The organism is Cellulomonas fengjieae (assembly GCF_018388465.1).
Classification (GTDB): Bacteria; Actinomycetota; Actinomycetes; order Actinomycetales; family Cellulomonadaceae; genus Cellulomonas; species Cellulomonas fengjieae.
Genome location: NZ_CP074404.1, coordinates 2,954,867 through 2,980,709, shown reverse-complemented (window position 1 = coordinate 2,980,709; position 25,843 = coordinate 2,954,867). Strand labels below are relative to the sequence as shown.

Genomic DNA, 25,843 nt, shown 5'->3' with positions numbered 1-25,843 from the left:
GATGGACAACCCTTATGTCCCGCTGCTCTTCCTCATGGGCATCGGCGCCGTCCTCGCCCTCGGTGGCGTCGGGGCGAGCCGGATCCTTGGCCCCCAGCGGTACAACCGCGCCAAGCTCGAGGCGTACGAGTGCGGCATCGAGCCCACGCCGCACGCGATCGGCGGCGGCCGGTTCCCGATCAAGTACTACCTGGTCGCGATGACCTTCATCATCTTCGACATCGAGGTGGTGTTCCTCTACCCGTGGGCGGTCAGCTTCGCGGAGCTCGCCTTCTTCGGCCTCGCCGCGATGATGGCGTTCCTGGTGGTCATCACGGTGCCGTTCGTCTACGAGTGGAAGCGCGGCGGGTTCGAGTGGGACTGAACGACTACGTAGGGCTGGAGAGCTGAGATGGGCATCGAAGAGGCACCGTCAGGGTTCCTGCTGACGACGGTCGAGGACCTGGTCGGCTACTTCCGCAAGGGGTCGCTCTGGCCCGTCACGTTCGGCCTGGCCTGCTGCGCCATCGAGATGATGGCCGCGGGCACCAGCCGGTTCGACATCTCGCGCTTCGGCATGGAGGTCTTCCGGGCCTCCCCGCGCCAGGCGGACCTGATGATCGTCGCCGGCCGGGTGAGCCAGAAGATGGCCCCCGTGGTGCGGCAGGTCTACGACCAGATGTCCGAGCCCAAGTGGGTCCTGTCCATGGGCGTCTGCGCCAGCTCCGGCGGCATGTTCAACAACTACGCCATCGTGCAGGGCGTGGACCACATCGTCCCGGTCGACATCTACCTGCCCGGGTGCCCGCCCCGCCCCGAGATGCTGATCAACGCGATCCTCGCGCTGCACGACCAGATCCAGAACGAGCCCCTCGGTGTGAACCGCAAGGCCGCCGCTGCCGCCGCCGAGGCCGCCGCGATGGCTGCGACGCCGACGTCGCACATGACGGGCCTCCTCAAGTGAGCGACGAGAAGCAGGACGCCGCCGCCGCGGTGAAGCCGGGCGACTCGACGACCGGCGCGCAGCCCACCAGCCACGCCGCGCTCGAGTCGGGCGCGCAGAACATCCCCGCCGACGGGCGCACGCAGATCGAGGTCGTCGACGTCCGCAAGGGCATGTTCGGCGCCGCCGGCACGGGGGACACCTCCGGCTACGGCGGGCTGGTCAGCGCGATCGCCCTGCCCGGTCCGAGCGAGCGGCCGTACGGCGGCTGGTTCGACGAGGCCGTCGACATCCTCACGGAGGTGCTCGACGAGTCCGGCACCACGTACGCCGCCGCGATCGAGTCGGTCGTGGTGGACCGCGAGGAGCTCACGCTGCACGTCCGGCGCGAGCACCTCGTCGAGGTCGCGCAGGTGCTCCGGGACGACCAGGACCTGCGGTTCGAGCTCAGCCTCGGCGTGTCCGGCGTGCACTACCCGCACGACGCCGGCCGCGAGCTGCACGCCGTCTACCACCTGGTCTCGGTGACCCACTCGCACCGGCTGCGGCTCGAGGTCGCGGTCCCCGACGCCGACCCCCACCTGCCGTCGACGGTCTCGGTCTACCCGACCAACGACTGGCACGAGCGCGAGACGTTCGACTTCTTCGGGATCATCTTCGACGGCCACCCCGCCCTGGCCCGCATCGAGATGCCCGACGACTGGCCGGGCCACCCGCAACGCAAGGACTACCCCCTCGGCGGGATCCCGGTCGAGTACAAGGGCGCCACCGTGCCGCCCCCGGACCAGCGGAGGTCGTACAAGTGAGCACCCAGACACCCCGCACCGCGCCCGGCACCGGCCCGAGCGGCGCGCCGCGGGCCACGCCCCGCGTCGTCGACGGCGACACCGAGGGCGTCCGGTCGTTCGAGGCGTCCGGCGGCGACTGGTCCGACATCGCCGAGGAGGCCGCACGCCTCGGTGAGGAGCGGATCGTCGTCAACATGGGTCCGCAGCACCCGTCGACCCACGGCGTGCTCCGCCTCATGCTCGAGATCGACGGCGAGACGGTGACCGAGGCCCGTGCGGGCATCGGCTACCTGCACACCGGCATCGAGAAGAACATGGAGTACCGCACCTGGGTGCAGGGCGTCACGTTCTGCACCCGGATGGACTACCTGGCGCCCCTCTTCCAGGAGACCGCCTACTGCCTCGCGGTCGAGAAGCTGCTCGGCATCACGGACGACGTCCCGGAGCGGGCGTCGGTCATCCGGGTGCTGATGATGGAGCTCAACCGCATCGCCTCGCACCTGGTGTGCCTCGCGACCGGCGGCAACGAGCTCGGCGCCACCACCATCATGATCATCGGCTTCACGGCCCGCGAGGAGATCCTCAAGGTCTTCGAGCTGATCACCGGCCTGCGCATGAACCACGCGTACGTCCGCCCCGGCGGCGTCGCGCAGGACATCCCGCCCGGCGCGATCGACACGATCCGTGAGGCGCTGGTGGTCGTCCGCGGCTACTTCAAGCAGCTCGAAGACCTCATGATGGCCAACCCGATCCTGCACCTGCGCCTCAAGGGCGTCGGGTACCTCAACCTGTCGGGCGCCATGGCGCTCGGGGTCACGGGACCCGTGCTGCGCTCGGCGGGCCTGCCGTACGACGTGCGCAAGGACGCCCCCTACTGCGGGTACGAGACGTACGACTTCGACGTCCCGGTCTCCCAGGACTCGGACTCGTGGAGCCGCCTCGTGCTGCGCATGGAGGAGTGCTACCAGTCCATGAAGATCGTCGAGCAGACCCTGGACCGCCTGCAGAAGATGGGCCCCGGACCGGTCATGGTCGAGGACCGGAAGATCGCGTGGCCGGCGCAGCTGGCCATCGGGTCGGACGGCATGGGCAACTCGCTGGACCACATCCGGGAGATCATGGGGACCTCGATGGAGGCCCTGATCCACCACTTCAAGCTGGTCACCGAGGGCTTCCGGGTCCCGGCCGGCCAGGTGTTCCAGTCCGTCGAGCACCCGCGCGGCGAGCTGGGCGTGCACCTGGTGTCCGACGGGGGGACGCGGCCGTACCGTGCGCACTTCCGCGACCCGTCCTTCAACAACCTGCAGGCCACGTCGATCATGTGCGAGGGCGGACAGGTGGCCGACGTCGTCGTCGCCGTCGCGTCCCTCGACCCCGTGCTGGGAGGGGTGGACCGCTGATGTCCGTCGAACAGTCCGCGCAGAGCCGGACCCACAAGACGTCCTACGACCCCGAGACGCACGCCCGCCTCACCGCGGACTCGGACGCCATCGTCGCCCGCTACCCGCAGGCGCGCTCCGCGCTGCTGCCGATGCTGCACCTGGTGCAGTCCGAGGACGGGTACGTCAGCCCTCGCGGCATCGCGTTCTGCGCCGCGCACCTGGGCCTGACGACCGCGGAGGTGTCCGCGGTCGCGACGTTCTACACGCAGTACAAGCGCCACCCCAACGGCACGTACACGGTCGGCGTCTGCACCAACACGCTGTGCGCGATCATGGGCGGCGACGCCATCTGGGAGGACCTGTCCGACCACCTCGGTGTGGGTCACGACGAGACGACGGACGACGGCGCGATCACGCTCGAGCGCATCGAGTGCAACGCGGCCTGCGACTACGCGCCGGTCGTGATGGTGAACTGGGAGTTCTTCGACAACCAGACGCCCGACAGCGCGCGGCAGATCGCCGACGACCTGACCGCCGGCAAGCCCGTCGTCCCGACGCGCGGCGCGGCCTCCGTCTGCTCCTTCAAGGAGATGTCCCGCGTGCTCGCCGGCTTCGACGACGGTCGCGCCGACGAGGGCGTCGGGGCCGGCGTACCCACGCTGCGCGGCCTCCAGCTCGCCCGTGCCGAGGGCTGGACCGCACCCGAGTACTCGGACGCCTCCACCGGCGCCCCGGCGGGCTCCAGCGAGCCGAAGGTGGGCGGTGAGCAGTCGAGCGCCCAGCGTCCGGCCACGACCCCGGCCGACGTCTCGCCGGCTGCCGAAGAGCTCAAGCAGTCCACCGACGACGCGAAGGAGTCGTGATGGCGACGACCCTCACCCCGGTCCTGACGGACACCTGGGACGCCGACCGCTCCTGGTCGCTCGCGTCGTACCAGGACGCGGGCGGCTACCGCGGCCTGCGCCGTGCGCTCGGCATGCCCGCCGCCGACGTCGTCACCATGGTCAAGGACTCCGGCCTGCGCGGACGCGGGGGAGCCGGGTTCCCGACGGGCATGAAGTGGGGCTTCCTGCCCGCGCCCGACGGCGGACCGCGCTACCTGGTGGTCAACGCCGACGAGTCCGAGCCGGGGACCTGCAAGGACATCCCGCTGATGATGGCCAGCCCGCAGCACCTGATCGAGGGCATGATCATCACCAGCTACGCGATCGGCTGCCACCACGCGTTCCTCTACGTCCGCGGCGAGGTCGTGCACGTCTACCGCCGCCTGCTGAACGCGATCGAGGAGGCACGGGCCGCGGGCTTCCTCGGCACGAACATCCTCGGGTCCGGGTTCGACCTGGAGATCACGCTGCACTCGGGCGCCGGCGCCTACATCTGCGGCGAGGAGACGGCCCTGCTCGACTCGCTCGAGGGCCTGCGCGGGCAGCCGCGCCTGAAGCCCCCGTTCCCCGCGGTCGCGGGCCTGTACGCCCGGCCGACGGTCGTCAACAACGTCGAGTCGATCGCGTCGGTGCCCGGCATCGTGCTCGGCGGCGCGGACTGGTTCAAGGCCATGGGCACGGAGCGCTCCTCCGGCCACGGGCTGTTCTCGCTGTCCGGGCACGTCACGCGGCCGGGCCAGTACGAGGCGCCCCTGGGCATCACCCTGCGCGAGCTGCTCGAGATGGCCGGCGGCATCCGCGAGGGTCACGAGCTCAAGTTCTGGACGCCCGGCGGGTCCTCGACCCCGATCTTCACGGCCGAGCACCTCGACGTGCCGCTGGACTACGAGTCCGTCGGTGCCGCGGGCTCCATGCTGGGCACGCGCGCGCTGCAGATCTTCGACGAGACCACCTCGGTGGTGCGCGCGGTGACGCGGTGGACCGAGTTCTACAAGCACGAGTCCTGCGGCAAGTGCACCCCGTGCCGTGAGGGCACGTACTGGCTCGTGCAGGTCCTCCAGCGGATCGAGGCCGGGCGGGGCACGCTCGCCGACATCGACCTGCTGCTCGACCTGTGCGACAACATCCTCGGCAAGGCGTTCTGCGCCCTGGGCGACGGGGCGACCAGCCCGATCACGTCGGCCGTGCAGTACTTCCGCGAGGAGTTCGTCGCCGGCACGCACACGCCGGCGGACGTGCTGTTCCCGCCGGAGCGCAGCTCGCTGTTCTCCTACCGGCCCAAGGCCGCCAACCCAGTTCTCGCAGGGGTGCACGCATGACGATCCTGTCCTCCGGACCGACCACGTCGCTCGTCCCCGCGGCCCCGGCCCCGGCGCCCGAGCCTGCGGGTGAGCTCGTCACGTTCACCGTCGACGGCATCGAGACGGCGGTGCCCAAGGGCACGCTCGTCATCCGCGCCGCCGAGGAGCTGGGCATCCAGATCCCGCGGTTCTGCGACCACCCCCTGCTCGCCCCGGCCGGCGCCTGCCGTCAGTGCCTGGTCGAGGTCTGGGCACCGGGTCGCGACGGCAAGCTGGCCAAGATGCCGAAGCCGCAGGCCAGCTGCACGCTCGAGGCCACGCCGGGCATGCAGGTCAAGACGCAGCACACGTCGCCCGAGGCCGACAAGGCCCAGCACGGCGTGATGGAGCTGCTGCTCATCAACCACCCGCTCGACTGCCCGGTGTGCGACAAGGGCGGCGAGTGCCCCCTGCAGAACCAGGCCATGAGCAACGGGCGCGCCAGCACCCGGTTCGTCGACGTCAAGCGCACGTTCCCCAAGCCGATCGCGATCTCGACGCAGATCCTGCTCGACCGAGAGCGCTGCGTGCTGTGCCAGCGGTGCACCCGGTTCTCCGAGGAGATCGCCGGCGACGTCTTCATCGACCTGCAGAAGCGCGGCGCCAACCAGCAGATCGGCCGGTTCGACACGGCGGTCCTGGGCTTCGACGGTGACGCCCCGGTCGGCGCCTCCGCGCAGGACACCTCGGGTCGGCCGTTCGCCTCGTACTTCTCGGGCAACACGGTGCAGATCTGCCCCGTCGGCGCGCTGACCAGCGCGGCGTACCGGTTCCGGTCGCGTCCGTTCGACCTGGTGTCCACCCCCGGCATCGCCGAGCACGACTCGCAGGGGTCGGCCATCCGCGTCGACCACCGCCGTGGCGTCGTGCTGCGCCGGCTCGCGGGCGAGGACCCCACGGTGAACCAGGAGTGGATCACCGACAAGGACCGCTTCGCGTTCACCTGGCAGTCCGCGCCGGACCGCATCACGACTCCGCTGGTGCGCAACGCCGACGGCGAGCTCGAGCCCGCCAGCTGGGTCGAGGCGCTCGACGTCGCCGCCGCCGGCCTGCGGGCCGCCCAGCAGCCCGACGACCCCCGCGACACCGCGGTCGGCGTCGCCGTGCTGCCCGGTGGTCGCCTCACGCTCGAGGACGCCTACGCGTACGGCAAGTTCGCGCGGGTCGCACTCGGCACCAACGACGTGGACGGCCGCGCCCGCCCGCACTCGGCGGAGGAGGAGGTCTTCCTCGGCCACCACGTCGCCGGTCGCACCCTCGACGTGACGTTCGCCGACTTCGACCGCGCGCCCGCCGTGCTGCTCGTCGGCCTCGAGGCCGAGGAGGAGGCGGGCATCGCCTTCCTGCGGCTGCGCGACGCCGTGGTCTCCCGCGGCCTGCGCGTGCTGTCGGTCGCCGCCCTGGAGAGCCGCGGTCTGCAGCGGCTGTCCGGCACGCTGCTCGCTGCCGCACCCGGCACGGAGGCCGAGGTGCTCGACGGCATCGGCACCGACTCCGCGCTGGCCGAGGCCGCCGAGCTGCTCGGGTCCGCCGGTGCGCTCATCCTCGTGGGCGAGCGCCTGGCGGGGGTGCCCGGAGGCTTCTCCGCCGCGGTCCGGCTGGCGAACCGCACCGGCGCACGCCTGGCCTGGGTGCCCCGCCGCGTGGGCGAGCGCTCCGCGGTCGAGGCGGGCCTGCTGCCGTCGCTGCTGCCGGGCGGTCGGCCCGTCGCGGACTCCGCGGCGCGCGTCGACCTCGCCGCCGCCTGGGGCGTGGAGCACCTGCCGGCACAGCCCGGTCGCTCCACCTCCGAGATCCTCGCCGCCGCCCGCGCCGGGCTGCTCGGCGGCCTCGTCGTCGGTGGGCTCGAGCCTGCCGACCTGCCCGACCCGGCCGCCGCCCGCGAGGCGCTGGACCGCGTCACGTTCCTGGTCTCGCTCGAGGTCCGGCACTCCGAGGTGACCGAGCGCGCGGACGTCGTCCTGCCGGTCGCGCCCCCGACGGAGAAGCCCGGAACGTTCGTCACGTGGGAAGGGCGTCCGCGCCCGTTCCCGCAGGCGCTCACCTCGCACACCATGGCCGACCACCGCGTGCTGGACCGGCTCGCCGACGCCCTGGGCGTCGAGCTGGGCCTGCAGACGGTGACCGCGGTGCACGCCGAGCTCGACCAGCTGGGCGGGTGGGACGGCGCACGCGTCGGCGCGCCCGACGTGCCGGCCGCCGAGCCGCCGGCGGTCGAGCCGGGGGTCGCCGTCCTCGCGACGTGGCACCAGCTGCTCGACGCCGGCCGCCTGCAGTCGGGTGAGCCGTTCCTCGCCGGCACCGCCAAGCGCCCCCTCGCCCGGATCTCCGCCGGCACGGCCGCGGCGATCGGGGTGCGCGACGGCGACAGCCTGAGCGTGTCCACCGACGCGGGCACGCTCACGCTGCCCGTCGTGCTCACCGACATGCCGGACCACGTGGTGTGGCTCCCGACGAACGCGGCGGGCGCCGGTGTGCGCGACGCCCTGCACGCCGACGCGGGCGACCTCGTGCGCCTCGCCGGTCCGCGCACCCAGGAGGTCAGCGCATGAGCAGCCTGTCCGTCGCCGCCGCGGCGTCCACGACCGCCGACTTCAGCAACGACACCTGGTGGATCTGGCTGATCAAGGCCGTCGCCATCGTGGTGTTCCTGCTGACCAGCGTGCTCATCGCCATCTGGTTCGAGCGCAAGGTCGTCGCCCGCATGCAGGTGCGGCCCGGCCCCAACGTGCACGGACCGTTCGGCCTCCTGCAGTCGCTCGCCGACGCCATGAAGCTCCTGTTCAAGGAGGACCTGACGGTCAAGGCCGCGGACAAGCTGGTCTACATCGTGGCGCCGATGATCGCGGTGTTCTGCTCGCTGCTGACGTTCGCGGTCATCCCGTTCGGCCCGAACGTGAGCATGTTCGGGGTCGACACCCCGATCCAGCTCACGGACTTCCCCGTGGCCGTGCTCTACATCCTCGCGTGCGCCTCCGTCGGCGTGTACGGCATCGTGCTCGGCGGCTGGGCCTCCGGCTCGACCTACCCGCTGCTCGGTGCGGTGCGCTCCACGGCGCAGGTCATCTCCTACGAGCTCGCGATGGGCCTCTCGCTCGTCAGCGTGTTCATCATGGCCGGGTCGATGTCGACCTCGGAGATCGTGACCTCGCAGACCGCCGTGTGGTGGTTCCTGCCGCTGCTGCCGGCCTTCATCATCTACGTCATCTCGATGGTCGGTGAGGTCAACCGCCTGCCGTTCGACCTCCCCGAGGCCGAGGGCGAGCTGGTCTCCGGCTTCATGACCGAGTACTCGTCGATGAAGTTCGCGTGGTTCTTCCTCGCGGAGTACATCAACATGCTCAACGTCTCGGCCGTCGCCACCACCCTGTTCCTCGGTGGCTGGCGCGCTCCGTGGCCGATCTCCGCGATCAACGACGGCATGTTCAACGAGGGCTGGTGGCCGGTCCTGTGGTTCCTGGCCAAGCTCTGGCTGGTCATGTTCGTGTTCGTGTGGATCCGCGGCTCCGCCCTGCGCTTCCGGTACGACCAGTTCATGAAGATCGGCTGGAAGGTGCTCATCCCGGCCGCGCTGGCGTGGGTGTTCGCCGTCGGCGTGGTGCAGGGCGTGCGGCAGTTCTCCGGCCTGGACCTGCGCTCCGTGCTCTTCGTGCTCGGCGGCATCGTGCTCGTCGGGCTGGTGATCTCCTTCCTGGTCCCCGAGAAGAAGACGCCGGCCGGCCCGCCCCGACCGCCCGGACCGCAGGTGTTCGACCCCTACGCCGGTGGCTATCCGGTGCCGCCGCTGCCCGGCCAGGTCCTGCCGCCGTCGCCGCGCAAGCAGCGGCTGGCCGCGAGCGCAACCGACGACGACGCGACGACGACCCCCCAGGTCGCCCAGGAGGTGCACGGTGGCTGACCAGCGCAAGCCAGCCCGCAAGCCGGTGAGGCCCACAGGCCGGTCCGCACAGCCCGAGCCGGGCAAGGCCGCCGCGCCTCGTCCGCGTGGCGGCGAGGTCGCCGCGGCCGAGCCCGAGGGCTACACCTCGCTCATCGAGCCCCGCGGACCCGTCTCCGAGCTCCTCGCCCCCGTGGGCGGGTTCGGCGTGACCCTGGCCAACATGTTCCGGCCGACGGTCACCGAGCAGTACCCGTCGGAGAAGGTGCCGCCGAAGCCTCGGTACCACGGGCGCCACCAGCTCAACCGCTACGCGGACGGCCTGGAGAAGTGCATCGGGTGCGAGCTGTGCGCCTGGGCCTGCCCCGCGGACGCGATCTACGTCGAGGGTGCGGACAACACGCCCGACAACCAGCGCTCGCCGGGGGAGCGGTACGGCAGCGTCTACCAGATCAACTACCTGCGGTGCATCTTCTGCGGGCTGTGCATCGAGGCCTGCCCGACGCGCGCCCTGACGATGACCAACGAGTACGAGCTGGCCGGTCCCACCCGCGCGGGCATGATCTGGGAGAAGGACGACCTCCTGGCGCCGCTGCGCACCGGCATGCTGCAGGCTCCGCACCCGATGGTCGAGGGCACCACCGACACCGACTACTACCGCGGCGAGGTCACCGGCGCGACGCCGGCCCAGGTCGCGTGGGTCGCCGAGCACCGGCCCGACGACCCGACGCTGCCCGGCGGCGCCGGACTGGACGCGGCGAACAAGCCGGGTCCGACGGCCGCCGTGATGGCGGCGACCGTGGCCGCGGCGACCAAGCAGGGGACCCGATGAGCGGCCTGGCCACGTCCCTGCTGGACTCGGGACAGACCACCACGGCCGAAGCGGTCCTGTTCTGGACCCTCGGCCCGATCATGGTGCTCTCCGCGCTCGGCCTCCTGTTCGCCAAGAAGGCGGTGCACGCGGCGCTCGCCGTGGTCGTCGTGATGATCTCGCTGGCGTTCCTCTACGTCGCGCAGGACGCCGTCTTCCTCGGGGTCGTGCAGGTCGTCGTCTACACCGGCGCCGTGATGATGCTCTTCCTGTTCGTGCTGATGCTCGTCGGGGTCGACTCGTCCGACTCGCTCGTGGAGACCATCCGCGGGCAGCGCTGGATCGGGCTGCTCGCCGGCGTCGGCCTCGCCGCGGTGCTGGTCGGCGTGGTCGGCACCGCCACGTACGGGAGGCCGTTCGGGTTCACCCCCGCCGTGACGCAGGACAACCCGGCCGGCGTCGCGCGGATCATCTTCGGCCAGTACGTGTTCGCGTTCGAGGTCGTCGGCGCGCTGCTGGTGACCGCTGCGCTGGGCGCGCTCGTGCTGACGCACCGCCAGCGGCTCACCCCGCGCGTGGGCCAGCGGGAGCGTGCCGACGCCCGCGTGGCCGCCGGTGCGACCCTCACCCCGCTGCCTGCGCCCGGCGTGTACGCGCGGCACAACGCGATGGACGTGCCCGCGCTGGGCCCGGACGGTCAGCCGCTGGACATCTCCGTGCCCCGGGTGCTGCGCATCCGCGGCCAGGAGGCCGACGCGGCGGAGTTCGCCGCCCGGACCGCGCGGGTGCTCGAGGGCGCCTCGCAGGTGCGCGGCGGACGAGGGACACCGCCGCCGCAGGCCGTGCCCGAGGGTGCACCCGTCAACGCACCCGACCTGGGTGCCGCTGTGAGCGACAGCGGGCAGAACGGCCCGTCGACCGGCCCGGCCGGCGTCATCGGACAGGAGGACGGCAAGTGAGCCTGACCCACTACCTGGTCCTGTCGGCGATCCTCTTCTCGATCGGTGCCGCCACGGTCCTGCTGCGACGCAACGCGATCATCGTGTTCATGGGCGTCGAGCTCATGCTCAACGCCTCGAACCTGCTGCTCGTCACGTTCGCGCGGATCCACGGCGACCTGACGGGGCAGGTGCTCGCCTTCTTCGTGATGGTCGTCGCCGCCGCCGAGGTCGTCGTCGGGCTCGCGATCATCGTGGCGATCTTCCGCACCCGCCGTTCGGCCTCGGTCGACGACATCAACCTGTTGAAGAGCTGAAGGGCGCGACGTGCACACCCTGACAACTCTCGTGTCTGCAGGCCTGCCCGCGGGCATGTACGCAGAGACGATCACGCCCGCGAGCGAGGTGGTCAACGACGGCGTCCTGCTGGTCGCGCCGCTGCTCGTCGGCCTCCCTCTGCTCAGCGCCGCCGTGCTGCTGCTGCTGGGCAGACGCACCGACAGATGGGGCCACTGGCTCGGAGTTCTGGCGTCGGCGGCCTCGTTCGTGGTCGCCGCCGTCGTGTTCGTGACCATGTTGCAGCGGCCCGCGGACTCCCGCGTGCTCGACGTGCACCTCGGCACGTGGATCGACGCCGGGGCGTTCCACCTCGACGCGGGCATGCGGCTCGACCCGCTGTCGTTGACGTTCGTCCTGCTGGTGACGTTCGTCGGCACGCTGATCCACGTCTACGCCGTGGCGTACATGGAGCACGACGTGGACCGCCGCCGGTTCTTCGCGTACCTCAACCTGTTCGTCGCCGCGATGCTCGTCCTCGTGCTCGCCGACAGCTACCTCCTGCTGTTCGTCGGCTGGGAGGGCGTCGGCCTGGCGTCGTACCTGCTCATCGGGTTCTGGAACTACAACACCGACTACGCGGTCGCCGCGAAGAAGGCGTTCGTCGCCAACCGCATCGGTGACCTCGGTCTGCTGATCGCGCTCGGCCTCATGTTCGCGACGTTCGGCGCCGTGGACTTCGGGACCGTGCTGGGCGGCGTGGACGAGAGCGTCAGCCAGGGCACGCTCACCGCGATCGGGCTCATGCTCCTGCTGGCCGCGTGCGGCAAGTCGGCGCAGTTCCCGCTGCAGTCCTGGCTCGGTGACGCGATGGCGGGCCCAACACCCGTCTCCGCGCTCATCCACGCCGCGACCATGGTCACCGCGGGCGTCTACCTCATCGTCCGGTCGGCGCCGGTGTTCGACGCCGCGCCCACGGCGCAGCTCGTCGTGGTCATCGTCGGAGCGATCACGCTCCTGTTCGGGGCGATCGTCGGCTGCGCCAAGGACGACATCAAGAAGGCGCTCGCCGCGTCGACGATGTCGCAGATCGGGTACATGGTCCTCGCGGCCGGCCTGGGTCCGGTGGGGTACGCGTTCGCGATCTTCCACCTGATCACGCACGGCTTCTTCAAGGCCGGCATGTTCCTCGGCGCCGGGTCGGTCATGCACGGCATGGACGACCAGGTGAACATGCGCCGGTTCGGCGGCCTCGCCCGCTACATGAAGATCACGTGGCTGACGTTCATGGCCGGGTGGCTGGCGATCATCGGCATCCCGCCGTTCTCCGGCTTCTTCAGCAAGGACAAGATCATCGAGGCGGCGTTCATCCCCGTCGACGGGGCCCCGTGGCGGGCCTGGGTGTTCGGCGGCGTGGCGCTGCTCGGCGCCGGGCTCACGGCGTTCTACATGTCGCGGCTGTTCTTCATGACGTTCGAGGGCGAGCGCCGGTGGTCCACCAAGCGCGACGGCTCGGCGCAGCACCCGCACGAGTCCCCGAGGCTCATGACGTGGCCGATGATCGTGCTCGCCATCGGTTCCATCGGTCTCGGGTTCTTCCTGAACCTGGGCGGCCGGTTCGTCGACTGGCTCGAGCCGGTGCTCGGGCACGCGGAGCACGAGGAGCCGGTGCTGCCCATCTGGGTGATCACCGTCCTGACGCTCGGCCTCGTGCTCGTCGGCGTCGTCATCGCGTGGCGCCGGTACGCGGTCTCGCAGGTCCCGATCATCCCGCCGGTGGGCACCGCGCTCACCCGCGCGGCCCGGGTCGACCTGTACCAGGACTCCGTCAACGACATCGCTCTGGTCGAGCCCGGGCAGGCGCTCACGCGCTCGCTCGTGTACGCCGACCGGACCGTGATCGACGGCACCGTCACCGGTGTCGGCTTGTCCACCGTCGCGCTCGGCGGCTGGGTGCGGCGCCTGCAGACCGGGTACGTCCGGTCGTACGCCGCCTCGATGCTGCTCGGGCTCGTGGTTCTCATCGTCGTCGTCCTGCTCGTCCAGAGCTGAAGGAGCACTGAGTGATGTCGTCCTCCTTCCCCTGGCTGACCGCCCTCATCGTCGTGCCCGTGCTGGGCGCGGTGGCGCTGTGGGTCCTGCCTGCCAGCCGTGCTCGGGCCGTCGCGCTCGGCGTCACGGTCCTCGAGCTCCTGCTCGGCGTCGCGGCCCTGACCGCGTTCGACGTGTCCGACGCCGGCGCCGTCCAGCTCTCCGAGATCCACGGCTGGATCCCCGCCTTCGGGGTGTCCTACGCGGTCGGCGTCGACGGGGTCGGGCTCGCCCTGATCCTGATGTCCGTGCTGCTGGTGCCGCTGGTCGTGCTCGCCTCCTGGCGTGAGCAGGGCAGCCTCACGGCTGCGACGGACAAGCTGCGCCGGTACCTCGCGCTCGTGCTGCTGCTCGAGGCGTTCATCGTCGCCGTGTTCGCCGCGCGCGACCTGTTCCTCTTCTACGTGCTGTTCGAGGCCATGCTCATCCCGGTCTACTTCATGATCGGGATGTTCGGCGGCGCCCAGCGCCGGTACGCGGCCGTGAAGTTCCTGCTCTACTCGCTGGCCGGTGGGCTGGTGATGCTGGTGGGCGTCATCGCGCTCTACCTGCAGGGGCCCGGTGGCCCGCAGGGCTTCCTGACGGACAACCTCACGGGCATCGCGCTCGACCCGACCGCCGAGAAGCTCATGTTCTGCGCGTTCTTCCTGGCGTTCGCCATCAAGGCGCCGATGTTCCCGGTGCACACGTGGTTGCCCGACGCCGTGCAGCAGTCTCCCGCCGGTACCTCGACGCTCCTGGTCGGCGTGCTGGACAAGGTCGGCACGTTCGGGATGCTCACGCTGTGCCTGCCGCTGTTCCCCAACGCCTCGCGCTGGGCGGCGCCGGTGGTCATCGTGCTGGCCGTGGTGTCGATCCTCTACGGGGCGCTGCTCGCGATCGGGCAGAAGGACATCATGCGGCTCATCGCGTACACCTCGGTGTCGCACTTCGGCTTCATCGTGCTGGGCATCTTCGCCTTCACGTCGACGTCGGTGGCCGGCTCCTCGTTCTACATGGTCAACCACGGCCTCTCCACGGCCGCGCTGTTCCTCATCGCCGGATTCCTGGTGGCCCGCCGCGGGTCGCAGCAGATCGCCGACTTCGGCGGGCTGCAGCGCATCGTGCCCGTGCTCGCGGGGACCTTCCTGGTCGCCGGCCTGTCGGCGCTGTCGCTGCCCGGTCTGTCGACCTTCGTCAGTGAGTTCCTCGTGCTCGTCGGCACGTTCGCGCGTCACCCCGCGGCGGCGGTCGTCGCCAGCCTCGGGGTCGTGCTGGCCGCGATCTACGTGCTCTGGACCTACCAGCGCATGTTCACCGGCCCGTCGCACCCGGAGCTCGCCGGGATGCCCGACGCGGACGGCCGTGAGCGGTGGGTCATCGCCCCGCTGCTCGCGCTCATGCTCGTCCTCGGCTTCGTACCCGGGCCCGCGCTCGACCTGGTGCGTCCGCCCGCGAGCGTGACGCTCGAGCAGGTCGGCGTGCAGGACGTGCCCGCCGGTGCCGCAACCAACGAAGGGAGCGACAAGTGAACGACTTCGTCGCACCGGACGTCGACTGGGCCGCGCTGAGCCCCGTCGTCATCGTGCTGCTCGCCGCCGTGCTCGGCGTGCTCGTCGAGGCCTTCGTGCCCGCGCGGTTCCGGCGCACGGTGCAGCTCACGCTGTCCCTCGCCGCGCTGTTCGGCGCCATCATCGCGGTCGCGGCGCTGTGGGGCGGGGTCGCGGAGACCGGCGGCACCACCGTGCTCGGCGGCTCCCTCCTGGTCGACGGGCCGACCCTGGTCCTGCAGGGCACCATCGCGCTGATGGCCCTGCTCGGGCTGCTCGTCATCGCGGACCGCACGGAGACGGGCGAGGACGCGTTCGCTCCGAACGCCGCCGCCGTGCCGGGGTCGGAGTACGAGGAGCTGGCCCGCCGCAAGGGTGTGCACCAGACCGAGATCTACCCGCTGGTGCTGTTCGCCACCGGCGGCATGCTGATCTTCCCGGCGACCGGTGACCTGCTGACGCTGTTCGTGGCGCTCGAGGTCCTCTCGCTCCCGCTGTACCTGCTCACGGGGATGGCCCGTCGCCGCCGCCTGCTGTCGCAGGAGGCGTCCATGAAGTACTTCCTGCTGGGTGCGTTCTCCTCCGCGCTCCTGCTGTTCGGCATCGCGCTGCTCTACGGCTACTCCGGCTCGCTGCGGTACTCCGAGATCGCCGAGGCCACCCAGGTACCCGGCGGCCTCGACGGCCTGCTGCTGGTCGGTGCCGTGCTGGTCCTGTCCGGCCTGCTGTTCAAGGTCGGTGCGGTGCCGTTCCACACGTGGACGCCCGACGTCTACCAGGGTGCCCCGACGCCGATCACCGGCTTCATGGCGGCGGGCACCAAGATCGCCGCGTTCGGCGCGCTCCTGCGGGTCGTCTACACGATGCTGCCCGGCCTGGAGTGGGACCTGGACGTCGTCCTGTGGACCGTCGCGATCCTCACGATGGTCGTCGGCACGGCCGCCGCACTGGTGCAGACGGACATGAAGCGCGTCCTGGCGTACTCCTCGATCGCGCACGCCGGGTTCGTCCTCACGGGCATCATCGCCCTCAACGAGGCCGGGATCGTCGCGGTGCTCTTCTACCTCCTGGCCTACGGCGCGGCGAGCGTCGGCGCGTTCGGCATCGTCTGGCTGGTGCGCGAGCGCGCCGGTCACGCCGACGGCACCGACGGGCCCAGCCCGATCCTGGGCGAGGCCACGCACGTGTCGCAGTGGGCCGGCCTCGGCCGCACCCACCCGGTCCTCGCGGTCACGTTCGCGCTGTTCCTGCTCTCGTTCGCCGGGATCCCGCTGACCGCCGGCTTCTCCGGCAAGTTCGCCGTGTTCTCCGCGGCGGTCGAGGGCGACGCCTGGCCGCTGGCGTTGATCGGCGTGATCGTCTCGGCGGCCGCGGTCTTCTTCTACGTGCGGATCATCGTGCTGATGTTCTTCACGGAGCCGGCCGTGCCCGACGAGGCGGTGCCCGCCGTCGCGGCCCCGACCGTGGCCGGCCAGCCGGCGCTCGGGGGCACGTCGGTCGCCGTCGAGACGGAGACGGCGGTCGCGGCGCGCTCGAGGGTGACCACCACGGTCGTCGGTACCGAGGGGTTCGCGACCGTCGCGATCGCGGTCTGCGCGGTCCTGACGGTCGCCCTGGGCGTCTTCCCGTCGCCCGTGCTCGAGCTCATCGCGGACGTGGCGGCGTTCCTGCCGTGACGCACTCGTGTCGGGTGGGGTCGCCGCGCCGGGATAGGTTCTAGCCGTGACTTCGATGACGGCCTTCCCGCTGGTTGATCCCGACCTGGCCGACCGCCTGACGGAGCGGCTCGCCCTGGTCGAGGAGCGGCTGCGCGACGCCGTGACCAACGTGGACCCGCTGGCCGACGACGCGTCGCGGCACCTGGTCAACGCCGGCGGCAAGCGGCTGCGGCCGCTGCTGACCCTGCTCGCCGCGGAGCTCGGCGACGGGTCGCGGCGCGAGGTCGTGGACGCGGCGGTCGTCGTCGAGCTGACGCACCTGGCCACGCTGTACCACGACGACGTCATGGACTCGGCGCCGCTGCGCCGCGGTGCGCCCGCCGCCCACGAGGTCTGGGGCAACTCCGTGGCGATCCTCACCGGCGACCTGCTGTTCGCCCGGGCGTCCGCCACGGTCGCCGGGCTCGGCCCGGACGCCGTCCGGATCCAGGCGACGACGTTCGAGCGCCTGTGCCTCGGTCAGCTGCACGAGACCGTGGGTCCGCGTCCCGAGGACGACCGCGTCGAGCACTACCTCCAGGTCCTCGCGGACAAGACCGCCTCCTTGATCGCGACGTCCGCCCGGTTCGGCGCGATGTTCGCGGGCTGTCGGCCGGCCGTCGTCGACATCGTGACGGCTTTCGGGGAGAAGATCGGCGTCGCGTTCCAGCTGGCCGACGACGTCCTGGACCTGACCTCCGACGGCGACCTGACGGGCAAGACCCCGGGTACCGACCTGCGCGAGCGGGTGCCGACGATGCCGGCCCTCCTGCTGCGCGCGCGCGCCGCGCGCGACGGTGCGTCGCCCGAGGACCTCGCGCTGGTCGCCCTGCTCGACGGTGACCTGTCCGCCGACGCCGACCTGGCGACCGCGGTCGCCGCGCTGCGCGTGCACCCCGTGGTCGACGACACCCGCGCCCGCGCGGTCGCGCTGGCGCAGGCCGCCGTGCGCGAGCTCGACCCGCTGCCCGCAGGGCCGGTCAAGGACGCGCTCGTGTCGTTCGCCGACGTGCTCGTGGACCGCGCGGCCTGACCCTCGGTCGGGTGAACGCAGGCGCGGGTCCGCTGCCGCGTCTGGCAGCATGACGCGCGGCACGCCGGCGGCACGCGGAGGAACCTGTGGGCACTGCAGAGCACGAGTCACTGCCCGGCCCGACGGCCCGGCGCGCCCGCACGGAACCCCCCGCGTTCGCCGTCGCACCGTGGGCGGTCGCGCCCGTGGGTCGACGCGTCGGCGCCTTCGCTCTCGACACCCTCGTCGCCCTGGGCGCCGCGGGCCTCGGCTACGCGGTGGCCGCCGCGCTCGGGCCGTCCGGCGCGCCGGCGCTGCTGCCGCTCGCGCTCGTGCTCGTCGTGGGCGCGGGGCAGTGGATCGCCGAGGCGCGTACGGGGGCGACCGTCGGGAGCGTCCTCACCGGCATCCGGACGCTGTCGCCGGAGACCGGCCGGCCGGCGGGGCTCCTGCGCGTCCTGGTGCGCCAGCTCGTGGTCGCCGCCGGGACGCTCGCGTTCGGCGTCGGCCAGTGGGTCGTCGTGGCCTCGGGGGCCTGGGACCGCGGTGCGGCCCAGCGCGGGTGGCACGACAAGGCCGCCGGCACGCTGGTGCTCCTCGCCCCGTTCGGTCGCTCGGCCGTCGTGGGACGCGACAGTGCCCGTGCACTGAACCTGGCGGTCGCCCGCGCCATCGAACCCGGCACGTCCTCGGCGCCGACCGCGATGATCCGCGCCGTCCCGGGCGCGTCGTCCGGTGAGCCGGCGGCCCCGACCCATCCCGCCGTGATCACCGTCGACCCCGGAGCACGTCCGGCCGACCCACCGCCGGCCGGCCCGCTCATCGACGCACCCGCGCCGGCGCCGAGCACGCGGGCCGTGCCGCCGCCGGCCCTGCTGGCCGGCCCCCGGCCCGACCTGGCGGGTTCCCCGCTGGTGCGGCCGGCCGGCGAGGACCTGCGCGAGCTCGAGCGCACCCGGCTGCGCGACACCTCGCGGGCCGGGCGGGCGCGTGCGTCCGGGACGCGGCTGCGGCTGCGCTTCGACACCGGTGAGGTGGTGGACGTCAGAGGTGACGGGCTCGTCGGCCGGCACCCGGTCGCGGAGACGGGCACCGAGCACGTGGTCGCGATCGACGACCCCGAACGGTCGATCTCCAAGGTGCACCTGGCGTTCGGGCTCCACGCCGACGGCCGCCTCTGGGTGATGGACCGCGGCTCGACCAACGGGACGGTCGTCGCGACGCCCGACGGGCGCACGGTCGTCCTTCGGCCGGGGTCCCGGGTCGACGTCGCTCCGGGCGCGTCCGTCCGGTTCGGTGGACGATCCTTGCAGGTCACAGCGCACTGACCCCCGGGCCGCCGGTGCGGTACGTCCGGTTCGACTGACTATGCTGACGTCGACTCACGGACAGAAGGACGTCGATGACCCTCCGGACTTCCGCGCGATGACCGATCCTCGCGTGCGCCTCCGCGTCGGTGTCGCCAGCCACCAGGCGGGGCGCGCGCGCAACGAGGACAGCGTGTCGGCCGCGGACGGTCTCTACGTCGTCGCCGACGGCATGGGCGGCCACGAGGCCGGCGAGGTGGCGAGCAGGACGGCCGTCGAGGCGCTGCAGGGGCTCGGGGCCGGGACGCCGACCCCGGCGGACGTGCGGTCGGCCGTGCGCGCGGCGCACGTCGCGGTCAGGAACCTGCCGGCGGAGACGGGCCGCAGGCCGGGCACGACCGTGACCGGCGTCGTCGTGACGACCCACGCCGGGACGCCCTGCTGGCTCGTGCTCAACGTGGGGGACTCGCGGACCTACCGGATGGCCGGGGGCGTCCTGGAGCAGGTGAGCCGGGACCACTCGGAGGTGGCGGAGCTCGTCGAGCGCGGCCTGGTCGCACCCACGGACGTGGCGCACCACCCGCGCAGGAACGTGGTCACGCGGGTGCTGGGGGGTGGCGCCAGCGACGTCGAGCCCGACGTGTGGCTGCTGCCGGTGAGCCCGGGCGACCGGATGCTCGTGTGCTCCGACGGGCTGACGGACGTGCTGTCGGACGCCCGCGTCCAGGCGGAGCTGCGCGCCGAGGACGACGCCCAGGCCGCTGCGGACCGTCTCGTCGCGGCGGCGCTCGCCGCGGGAGGCCGGGACAACGTCACCGTGATCGTGCTCGACGCGACGCTCAGCCCGCGTTGAGGCTGGCCGCGCGCCGGTCGAGCCGTTGCGCGCGGCTGGTGCGCACGCCGTCGACCGTGAGGATCGCCAGCGCCGTCCACACCAGCGCGAAGCCCCACCACCGGGCCGCGGGCATCTGCTCGTGCAGCACCAGCACGCCGATGAGCAGTTGCAGGGTGGGTGCGATGTACTGCAGCAGCCCGAGCATCGACAGGGGAAGGCGCCGCGCGGCGGAGTTGAACAGCAGCAGCGGGATGGCCGTGACGACGCCCGAGGACGCGAGCACCAGCGCGTGCGCCGTGCCGTGCGCACCGAACGCCCCCTGGCCGACGGCACCCATCCACAGCAGGTAGCCGAGGGCCAGCGGGGCCAGGACGAGCGTCTCGACCGTCAGGCCGGGCACGGCGCCGAGGTTGCGCCCCACCCGGTTCTTGATCAACCCGTAGAACCCGAAGCTCAGCGCGAGCACCAGCGCGATCCAGGGCAGCCGACCGTAGCCCGCGGTGATGACCACCACGGCGGCCGCCCCGCACCCCAGCGCCACCCACTGGACGGGCCGCAGCCTCTCGCGCAGGACGACGACCGCGAGCGTGACGGTGACGAGCGGGTTGATGTAGTAGCCGAGCGCCGCGTCGACGACGCGGTCGGTGAGGATGCCGAACACGAAGACGAGCCAGTTCACCGCGAGCAGCACGGCCGCGACCGACAGCAGCCCGAGCGTGCGCCGCGAGCGCAGGGCACCGACGAACGCGTCCCACGTGCGCGTCGCGAGGAGCAGGACGACGCAGAACAGCAGCGACCAGACGACGCGGTGCGCGATGATCTCGACCGCACCGGCCGGCTGCAGCAGGGGGAAGTACAGCGGCAGGACCCCCCAGAGCACGTAGGCGCCGACGCCGGCGGCCAGCCCCGGACCGTCGAGGGGTGCGACGACGGGGCGCGCGGCGGTGGGGGAGTCGGGCACCCGATGAGCCTAGGTGGCGTCCCAGCGCTGTCCAGATGGTGGCGCGCGGGGAAGGCAAGCCTCACCGCCGGTCCTACACTGGCGATGAGCACAGTCCTGCACGGTGCCGCCGGTCGTGCCTGGCTCTGCCGGGATCCGGCGTGCCGCACCTTACGCAGGGCTCCCCTGATCGGAAGGCACCCGCGTCCCGTGAGCACCCCGACTCTGCGAGTGGCTGTCGTCGGCGCCGGCCCGGCCGGCATCTACGCCGCCGACATCCTGTCGAAGACCGACCTCGACGTCAGCATCGACCTCTTCGAGCGCCTGCCCGCGCCGTTCGGGCTGGTGCGCTACGGCGTCGCGCCGGACCACCCGCGCATCAAGCAGATCATCGTCGCCCTGCACAAGGTGCTCGAGCGCGGTGACATCCGCCTGCTCGCCAACGTCGACTACGGCACCGACCTCAAGCTGGACGACCTGCGCCAGTTCTACGACGCGGTCATCTTCTCCACGGGCTCCATCCGGGACGCGGCGCTACCGATCCCGGGCATCGACCTCGAGGGCTCGTTCGGCGCGGCGGACTTCGTGTCCTGGTACGACGGGCACCCGGACGTGCCGCGCACGTGGCCGCTGGAGGCCCGGCAGGTGGCCGTGCTCGGCGCGGGCAACGTCGCGCTCGACGTCGCGCGCATCCTGGCCAAGCACGCCGACGACCTGCTGCCCACCGAGGTGCCCGCCAATGTCTACGACATCCTCAAGGCCTCGCCGGTCACGGACGTGCACGTGTTCGCGCGTCGCGGCCCGGCGCAGGTGAAGTTCTCGCCGCTCGAGCTGCGCGAGCTCGGGCACGTCCCGGACGTCGACGTCATCGTCTACCCCGAGGACTTCGACTTCGACGAGGGCTCGATGGCCGCGATCCACTCCTCGAACCAGACCAAGCAGGTCGTCAAGACGTTGACCGACTGGACCCTGAAGGAGCCGGAGGAGAACACCGCGAGCCGGCGCATCCACCTGCACTTCCTGCACAAGCCGGTCGAGATCCTCGGCGAGGACGGTCACGTCGTCGGCCTGCGCACGGAGCGCACGGCGCTCAACGGAGACGGGAACGTCACCGGCACGGGTCAGCTGCACGACTGGCCGGTGCAGGCCGTCTACCGCGCGGTCGGGTACTTCGGGTCGCCCCTGGTGGACATCCCGTTCGACGACGTGGCGGGCGTGATCCCGAACCGCGAGGGCCGCGTGGTCGACGTCGACGGCGAGCAGCTGCCGGGGGTGTACGCGACGGGCTGGATCAAGCGCGGACCGGTGGGCCTCATCGGCCACACCAAGTCGGACGCGTCGGAGACGATCCGGCATCTCGGCGAGGACGTCGCCGAGGGGGGCGAGGCCTTCTACACGGCCACCGACCGCGACCCCGAGGCGGTCACCGAGTTCCTGCGCGGCCGCGGGGTCGACGTCATCACGTGGCAGGGCTGGGAGCTCCTGGACGCCTACGAGCGCAGCCAGGGCGAGCCGCACGGCCGCGAGCGCGTGAAGCTCGTCCCGCGCGACGAGATGGTCAAGATCTCCCTGGGTCGCAGCTGACCCACCACCCCGCAACGTCCGAGCAGCTGTAGGTCAGGGCCTACATCTGCTCGGACGTTGTCGTTACGGGCCGGTGATGCGGCGCAGGAACTCGCGCGTGCGCTCCTCGCGGGGGTTGCCGAGCACCTGCTCGGGCGTGCCGCGCTCGTGCACGCGGCCCTCGTGCAGGAAGCACACCTCGTCGGCGACCTCCCGCGCGAAACCCATCTCGTGCGTCGCCACGACCATGGTCAGGCCGGTCTGCTTGAGCTCCGCCAGCAGCGTGAGCACCTCGCCGACGAGCTCGGGGTCGAGGGCGCTGGTCACCTCGTCGAGCAGCATGATGGCGGGCTTGCCGACGAGCGCGCGGGCGATCGCGACGCGCTGCTGCTGACCTCCCGACAGCTCGTCGGGGAAGGCCTGGGCCTTGGCGGCCAGCCCGACGCGCTCGAGCACGGCGAGCGCCTCCGCCTGCGCCTGCTCGCGCCCGGTCCGGTGCACCAGGCGCGGCGCGAGCGTCACGTTGTCGATCACGCGCAGGTGCGGGAACAGGTTGTAGGCCTGGAACACCATGCCGATGCGGGACCGGATCGCGTTGGCGTCCAGCCGCGGGTCGGTGATGTCCTGGCCCTCGAGCTCGATCACGCCGTCGTCGACGTCCTCGAGCAGGTCGATGCACCGCAGGAGGGTGGACTTGCCGGAGCCGGAGGCGCCGATGAGGACGACGACCTGGTGCGCGTGCACGTCCAGCGACAGGTCGTCGAGCACCACGTGGTCCCCGAACGCCTTGCGCACGCCGCGCACGGACAGCAGCGGCGCCGGGCGGGCCGGCAGGGGCAGGCTCGGGTCACGCAGTCGCCCGGGGCTCATCGCAGCGCCCCGCCGCCGGCCAGCGCGCTCTGCGCACCGACCCACCCGGAGCGCCGCGCCATGACGTCGGTGAGCCGGGTGAGCGGGATGGTCAGCGCCACGAAGAGGATCCCCGCCACCACGTAGGGCGTGAAGTTGGCGTAGCGGGCCGTCTCGATCTGCGCGGCGCGGACGGCGTCGATGGCACCGAGGATCGAGATCAGCCCGGAGTCCTTGGACAGGGCGACGAGGTCGTTGAGCAGCGGCGGGATGACGCGCCGGACCGCCTGGGGCAGCACGACGTGCCGCATCGCCTGCGCCCGGTTCAACCCCAGCGAGCGGGCGGCGGCGACCTGCGACGGGTGGACCGACTCGATGCCCGCGCGGAACACCTCGGCCACGTACGCCGAGTAGGTGAGCACCAGCGCGAGCGTGCCGAGCGCGACCGCGGACGTCGGGATCCCCTGCAGACGCAGCCCCGGCAGCCCGAAGCCGACGAGCAGCAGCACCAGGATGAGTGGCAGGCCACGGAAGACGTCGACGTACGCCGTCGCCAGCGCCCGCACCGGGAAGAAGACGGGCCCGCGCAGGGTCCGGGCCAGCGCGAGCGCCAGGGCGACGACGACGATCAGCACCGCGCTGACGGCCATCACCCGGATGTTGAGCCAGAGGCCCTCGAGGATCGTGGGGAGCGACGCCACGGCGACGTCCCAGTCGAAGAACGACGCCTTGACGCGGGGCCAGCCGGGGGAGGACACGAGCGCCAGGACGGCCACCGCGACCACCGCGACGGTCGATGCGACGGCCACCGCCGTCGACCGTCTGGCCCGGCTGAGCCGGTAGGCGTCCCGCTCCTGCTGGCGCTCGGAGGGAGCCCAGCTCACCTGAGGACCGGCGCGCCTGCGGCGTCGGTGAGCCACGTGGCTTCGAGGTCGGCCAGCGTGCCGTTCTCCCGCAGGGTGTCGACCGCCTCCGAGACCGGCGCGGTCAACGGGCTGCCCTTGTCCAGCACGAACCCGAACTGGTCGCCGCCGGTGCTGTCCGGCAGCTGCCCCAGCAGGACGGAGCCCTCGAGCTCGGCCCCGGTGATGTAGAGCGCGGTGGGCAGGTCGACGACGATCGCGTCCACGAGGCCCGCCGTGAGCGCCTGCTTGACCTGGTCGTTGTCGTTGAACGGCGACACCGGGGTCGTCGGGTCGATGGTCTCCTGCGCTGCGGTGAGGCTCGTCGTGCCCACCATGGCGCCGATCCGCAGGTCCTTGAGCTCCGCGAGGGAGGTCACGGCGGCGGCGGGCGAGCCCTCGAGGGTCACGACCGCCTGCGTGGTCGTGTAGTACGGGGAGGAGAGGTCGAGGTTGGCCTTGCGCTCGTCGCTGATCGACACCTGGTTGACCGCGATGTCGAAGTTCTTGGCGCCCGGCGCGATGATCTGGTCGAAGCTGGCCACGGTCCACTCGACGTGGTCCTCGTCGAACCCGAGCTCCTCGGCCACCACGTACGCGACCGCGGCCTCGAAGCCCTTGCCGCTGGACGGGTCGTTGTCGACGACCCAGGGCTCGTACGCGGGGTCGGACGTGGCGATCGTCAGGACGCCGTCGGTGACGGTCTCGAGCGCGCCGTCGGTGGCGGTCGGCGACGAGCCCGCCGCGTCGTCGGTCGGCGCGCACGCGACGAGCGCCAGCGCGGCGACGGCGGCGAGTGCGGTCCAGCGGGCAGTGCGCACGGGGAGCTCCGGGGGTCGGCGGGGTTGCAGGCGTCCAGGATACGAGGGAACGCCGACGCGGCGGAGAGCGTTCCAACCAGTGCAACTCGTGTCAGGAAGGAGGGTGGCAATGGGTCACCGGCACCACAACGGTCTCAAGACGGCGGCACTGTTCGGTGCGTTGTGGGCCGTGCTGCTCGGCATCGGCTGGGTCCTGGGCCAGGGGACGCCCAAGTTCCTGCTGCTGTTCACGGCGCTCGGTCTGGTGATGACCGCGTACAGCTACTGGAACTCGGACAAGATCGCGATCCGCGCCATGCGGGCCCGGCCGGTCAGCGAGATCGAGCAGCCGGCGATGTACCGGATCGTGCGCGAGCTCTCCACCGCCGCCCGCCAGCCCATGCCGCGCCTGTACGTCTCGCCGACCGCCGCCCCGAACGCGTTCGCCACGGGCCGCAACCCGAAGAACGCCGCCGTGTGCTGCACCGACGGCATCCTCGCCCTGCTCGACGAGCGTGAGCTGCGGGGCGTCCTCGGCCACGAGCTGATGCACGTCTACAACCGCGACATCCTCACGTCCTCGGTGGCCGCCGCGGTCGCCGGCATGATCACGTCGCTGGCGCAGTTCGCCCTGTACTTCGGCGGCGGCAGCGACCGGGACCGGGGAGGCAACCCGATCGCCGGCCTGCTGCTGGCGTTCCTCGCACCGCTGGCCGCGACCATCGTCCAGCTCGCCATCACCCGGACCCGCGAGTACGACGCCGACGAGGACGGCGCCCGGCTCACCGGCGACCCGCTGGCCCTCGCGTCCGCGCTGCGCAAGCTCGAGCTGGGCACCAAGGCGCGGCCGCTCCCGCAGGACCGCCAGCTGGTGGACGTCTCCCACCTGATGATCGCGAACCCGTTCCGCGGCGCGGGGATGGCCAGGCTCTTCTCGACGCACCCGCCGATGGCGGACCGGATCGCCCGCCTGGAGGCGCTGGCGGGCCCGCGCGACGGCGTCACCCGGTACTGAGCACCGCGGGCTCGACGCGAGCCCGCGGGCCGCCCGGCCCGCGCCGAGCCCGGTGTCGGTATCGGCGCGTGCCGGGCGCGTGCCG

At 72.0% G+C, this 25,843-nt stretch carries 23 protein-coding genes; 19 read left to right on the top strand and 4 right to left on the bottom strand.

The window, feature by feature from the left end; all coding sequences use genetic code 11:
* Position 1: 1 nt before the first annotated feature.
* The 17 genes from KG102_RS13755 to KG102_RS13675 all read left to right on the top strand — a co-directional run bounded on the left by KG102_RS13755 (position 2) and on the right by KG102_RS13675 (position 19,707).
* Positions 2 to 364, top strand: a complete 363-nt coding sequence (locus KG102_RS13755; RefSeq protein WP_208212335.1) for an NADH-quinone oxidoreductase subunit A — start codon at positions 2 to 4, stop codon at positions 362 to 364.
* A gap of 27 nt (positions 365 to 391) precedes the next feature.
* Complete coding sequence (locus KG102_RS13750) at positions 392 to 943, top strand: NuoB/complex I 20 kDa subunit family protein (protein WP_208212333.1); 552 nt, start codon at positions 392 to 394, stop codon at positions 941 to 943.
* Positions 940 to 1,728, top strand: a complete 789-nt coding sequence (locus KG102_RS13745; protein ID WP_208212331.1) for an NADH-quinone oxidoreductase subunit C — start codon at positions 940 to 942, stop codon at positions 1,726 to 1,728. Before KG102_RS13750 ends, KG102_RS13745 begins: the two co-directional genes overlap by 4 nt.
* Positions 1,725 to 3,110 carry an NADH-quinone oxidoreductase subunit D gene (locus KG102_RS13740; RefSeq protein ID WP_208288362.1) on the top strand — a complete coding sequence of 462 codons (1,386 nt, stop codon included), beginning with the start codon at positions 1,725 to 1,727 and terminating at the stop codon, positions 3,108 to 3,110. Before KG102_RS13745 ends, KG102_RS13740 begins: the two co-directional genes overlap by 4 nt.
* Entirely contained in the window at positions 3,110 to 3,955 is an 846-nt protein-coding gene (gene nuoE / locus KG102_RS13735) for an NADH-quinone oxidoreductase subunit NuoE (protein WP_208212327.1), read from the top strand. The genes KG102_RS13740 and nuoE overlap by 1 nt, the downstream gene beginning before the upstream one ends.
* Positions 3,955 to 5,295, top strand: a complete 1,341-nt coding sequence (nuoF, locus tag KG102_RS13730; protein ID WP_208212325.1) for an NADH-quinone oxidoreductase subunit NuoF — start codon at positions 3,955 to 3,957, stop codon at positions 5,293 to 5,295. The genes nuoE and nuoF overlap by 1 nt, the downstream gene beginning before the upstream one ends.
* Entirely contained in the window at positions 5,292 to 7,868 is a 2,577-nt protein-coding gene (locus KG102_RS13725; RefSeq protein ID WP_208212321.1) for an NADH-quinone oxidoreductase subunit G, read from the top strand. Before nuoF ends, KG102_RS13725 begins: the two co-directional genes overlap by 4 nt.
* Positions 7,865 to 9,214 (top strand): NADH-quinone oxidoreductase subunit NuoH, encoded by a 1,350-nt coding sequence (nuoH, locus tag KG102_RS13720; protein ID WP_208288363.1) that lies wholly within the window; start codon positions 7,865 to 7,867, stop codon positions 9,212 to 9,214. Before KG102_RS13725 ends, nuoH begins: the two co-directional genes overlap by 4 nt.
* Positions 9,207 to 10,025: an NADH-quinone oxidoreductase subunit NuoI gene (gene nuoI, locus KG102_RS13715; RefSeq protein WP_443623129.1), complete on the top strand. Its 819-nt coding sequence runs from the start codon at positions 9,207 to 9,209 to the stop codon at positions 10,023 to 10,025. The genes nuoH and nuoI overlap by 8 nt, the downstream gene beginning before the upstream one ends.
* Entirely contained in the window at positions 10,022 to 10,963 is a 942-nt protein-coding gene (locus KG102_RS13710) for an NADH-quinone oxidoreductase subunit J (RefSeq protein ID WP_208288364.1), read from the top strand. Before nuoI ends, KG102_RS13710 begins: the two co-directional genes overlap by 4 nt.
* A complete protein-coding gene (nuoK, locus tag KG102_RS13705) occupies positions 10,960 to 11,259 on the top strand; it encodes an NADH-quinone oxidoreductase subunit NuoK (RefSeq protein WP_208212314.1) in 300 nt (99 codons plus the stop codon). The genes KG102_RS13710 and nuoK overlap by 4 nt, the downstream gene beginning before the upstream one ends.
* A gap of 55 nt (positions 11,260 to 11,314) precedes the next feature.
* Positions 11,315 to 13,270, top strand: a complete 1,956-nt coding sequence (gene nuoL, locus KG102_RS13700) for an NADH-quinone oxidoreductase subunit L (protein WP_208289008.1) — start codon at positions 11,315 to 11,317, stop codon at positions 13,268 to 13,270.
* 14 nt (positions 13,271 to 13,284) lie between these two features.
* On the top strand, positions 13,285 to 14,820 hold the full coding sequence (locus KG102_RS13695) for an NADH-quinone oxidoreductase subunit M (protein ID WP_208289009.1): 1,536 nt from the start codon (positions 13,285 to 13,287) through the stop codon (positions 14,818 to 14,820).
* Complete coding sequence (gene nuoN / locus KG102_RS13690; RefSeq protein WP_208288365.1) at positions 14,817 to 16,514, top strand: NADH-quinone oxidoreductase subunit NuoN; 1,698 nt, start codon at positions 14,817 to 14,819, stop codon at positions 16,512 to 16,514. Before KG102_RS13695 ends, nuoN begins: the two co-directional genes overlap by 4 nt.
* Positions 16,515 to 16,569: 55 nt before the next feature.
* Positions 16,570 to 17,568 carry a polyprenyl synthetase family protein gene (locus tag KG102_RS13685; protein WP_208212678.1) on the top strand — a complete coding sequence of 333 codons (999 nt, stop codon included), beginning with the start codon at positions 16,570 to 16,572 and terminating at the stop codon, positions 17,566 to 17,568.
* Positions 17,569 to 17,654: 86 nt separating this feature from the next.
* Positions 17,655 to 18,875, top strand: coding sequence for an RDD family protein (locus tag KG102_RS13680; RefSeq protein ID WP_208288366.1), 1,221 nt, complete (start codon positions 17,655 to 17,657; stop codon positions 18,873 to 18,875).
* A gap of 112 nt (positions 18,876 to 18,987) precedes the next feature.
* Positions 18,988 to 19,707: a PP2C family protein-serine/threonine phosphatase gene (locus tag KG102_RS13675; RefSeq protein ID WP_249667327.1), complete on the top strand. Its 720-nt coding sequence runs from the start codon at positions 18,988 to 18,990 to the stop codon at positions 19,705 to 19,707.
* Here the strand turns inward: KG102_RS13675 and rarD are convergent.
* On the bottom strand, positions 19,694 to 20,650 hold the full coding sequence (rarD, locus tag KG102_RS13670) for an EamA family transporter RarD (protein ID WP_208288368.1): 957 nt from the start codon (positions 20,648 to 20,650) through the stop codon (positions 19,694 to 19,696). The two genes, KG102_RS13675 and rarD, sit on opposite strands and share 14 nt — an antisense overlap.
* Before the next feature lie 189 nt (positions 20,651 to 20,839).
* Here rarD and KG102_RS13665 point away from each other — a divergent pair, with 189 nt between their 5' ends.
* On the top strand, positions 20,840 to 22,213 hold the full coding sequence (locus tag KG102_RS13665) for an FAD-dependent oxidoreductase (RefSeq protein ID WP_208212305.1): 1,374 nt from the start codon (positions 20,840 to 20,842) through the stop codon (positions 22,211 to 22,213).
* Positions 22,214 to 22,276: 63 nt separating this feature from the next.
* Here KG102_RS13665 and KG102_RS13660 read toward each other — a convergent pair whose 3' ends face one another.
* Genes KG102_RS13660 through KG102_RS13650 form a run of 3 tightly spaced genes read right to left on the bottom strand, consistent with a single transcriptional unit; the run spans position 22,277 to position 24,764 of the window.
* Positions 22,277 to 23,062 (bottom strand): amino acid ABC transporter ATP-binding protein, encoded by a 786-nt coding sequence (locus tag KG102_RS13660; RefSeq protein WP_243883896.1) that lies wholly within the window; start codon positions 23,060 to 23,062, stop codon positions 22,277 to 22,279.
* Positions 23,059 to 23,925 (bottom strand): amino acid ABC transporter permease, encoded by an 867-nt coding sequence (locus KG102_RS13655; RefSeq protein ID WP_249667326.1) that lies wholly within the window; start codon positions 23,923 to 23,925, stop codon positions 23,059 to 23,061. The genes KG102_RS13660 and KG102_RS13655 overlap by 4 nt, the downstream gene beginning before the upstream one ends.
* Complete coding sequence (locus KG102_RS13650; protein WP_208288370.1) at positions 23,922 to 24,764, bottom strand: ABC transporter substrate-binding protein; 843 nt, start codon at positions 24,762 to 24,764, stop codon at positions 23,922 to 23,924. The genes KG102_RS13655 and KG102_RS13650 overlap by 4 nt, the downstream gene beginning before the upstream one ends.
* Positions 24,765 to 24,873: 109 nt before the next feature.
* Between KG102_RS13650 and htpX the strand changes: the two genes are divergently transcribed.
* The gene (gene htpX, locus KG102_RS13645) at positions 24,874 to 25,758 is read left to right on the top strand and encodes a zinc metalloprotease HtpX (protein WP_208212299.1); all 885 of its coding nucleotides are present in this window, start codon (positions 24,874 to 24,876) and stop codon (positions 25,756 to 25,758) included.
* The last annotated feature ends 85 nt before the right edge of the window (positions 25,759 to 25,843 follow it).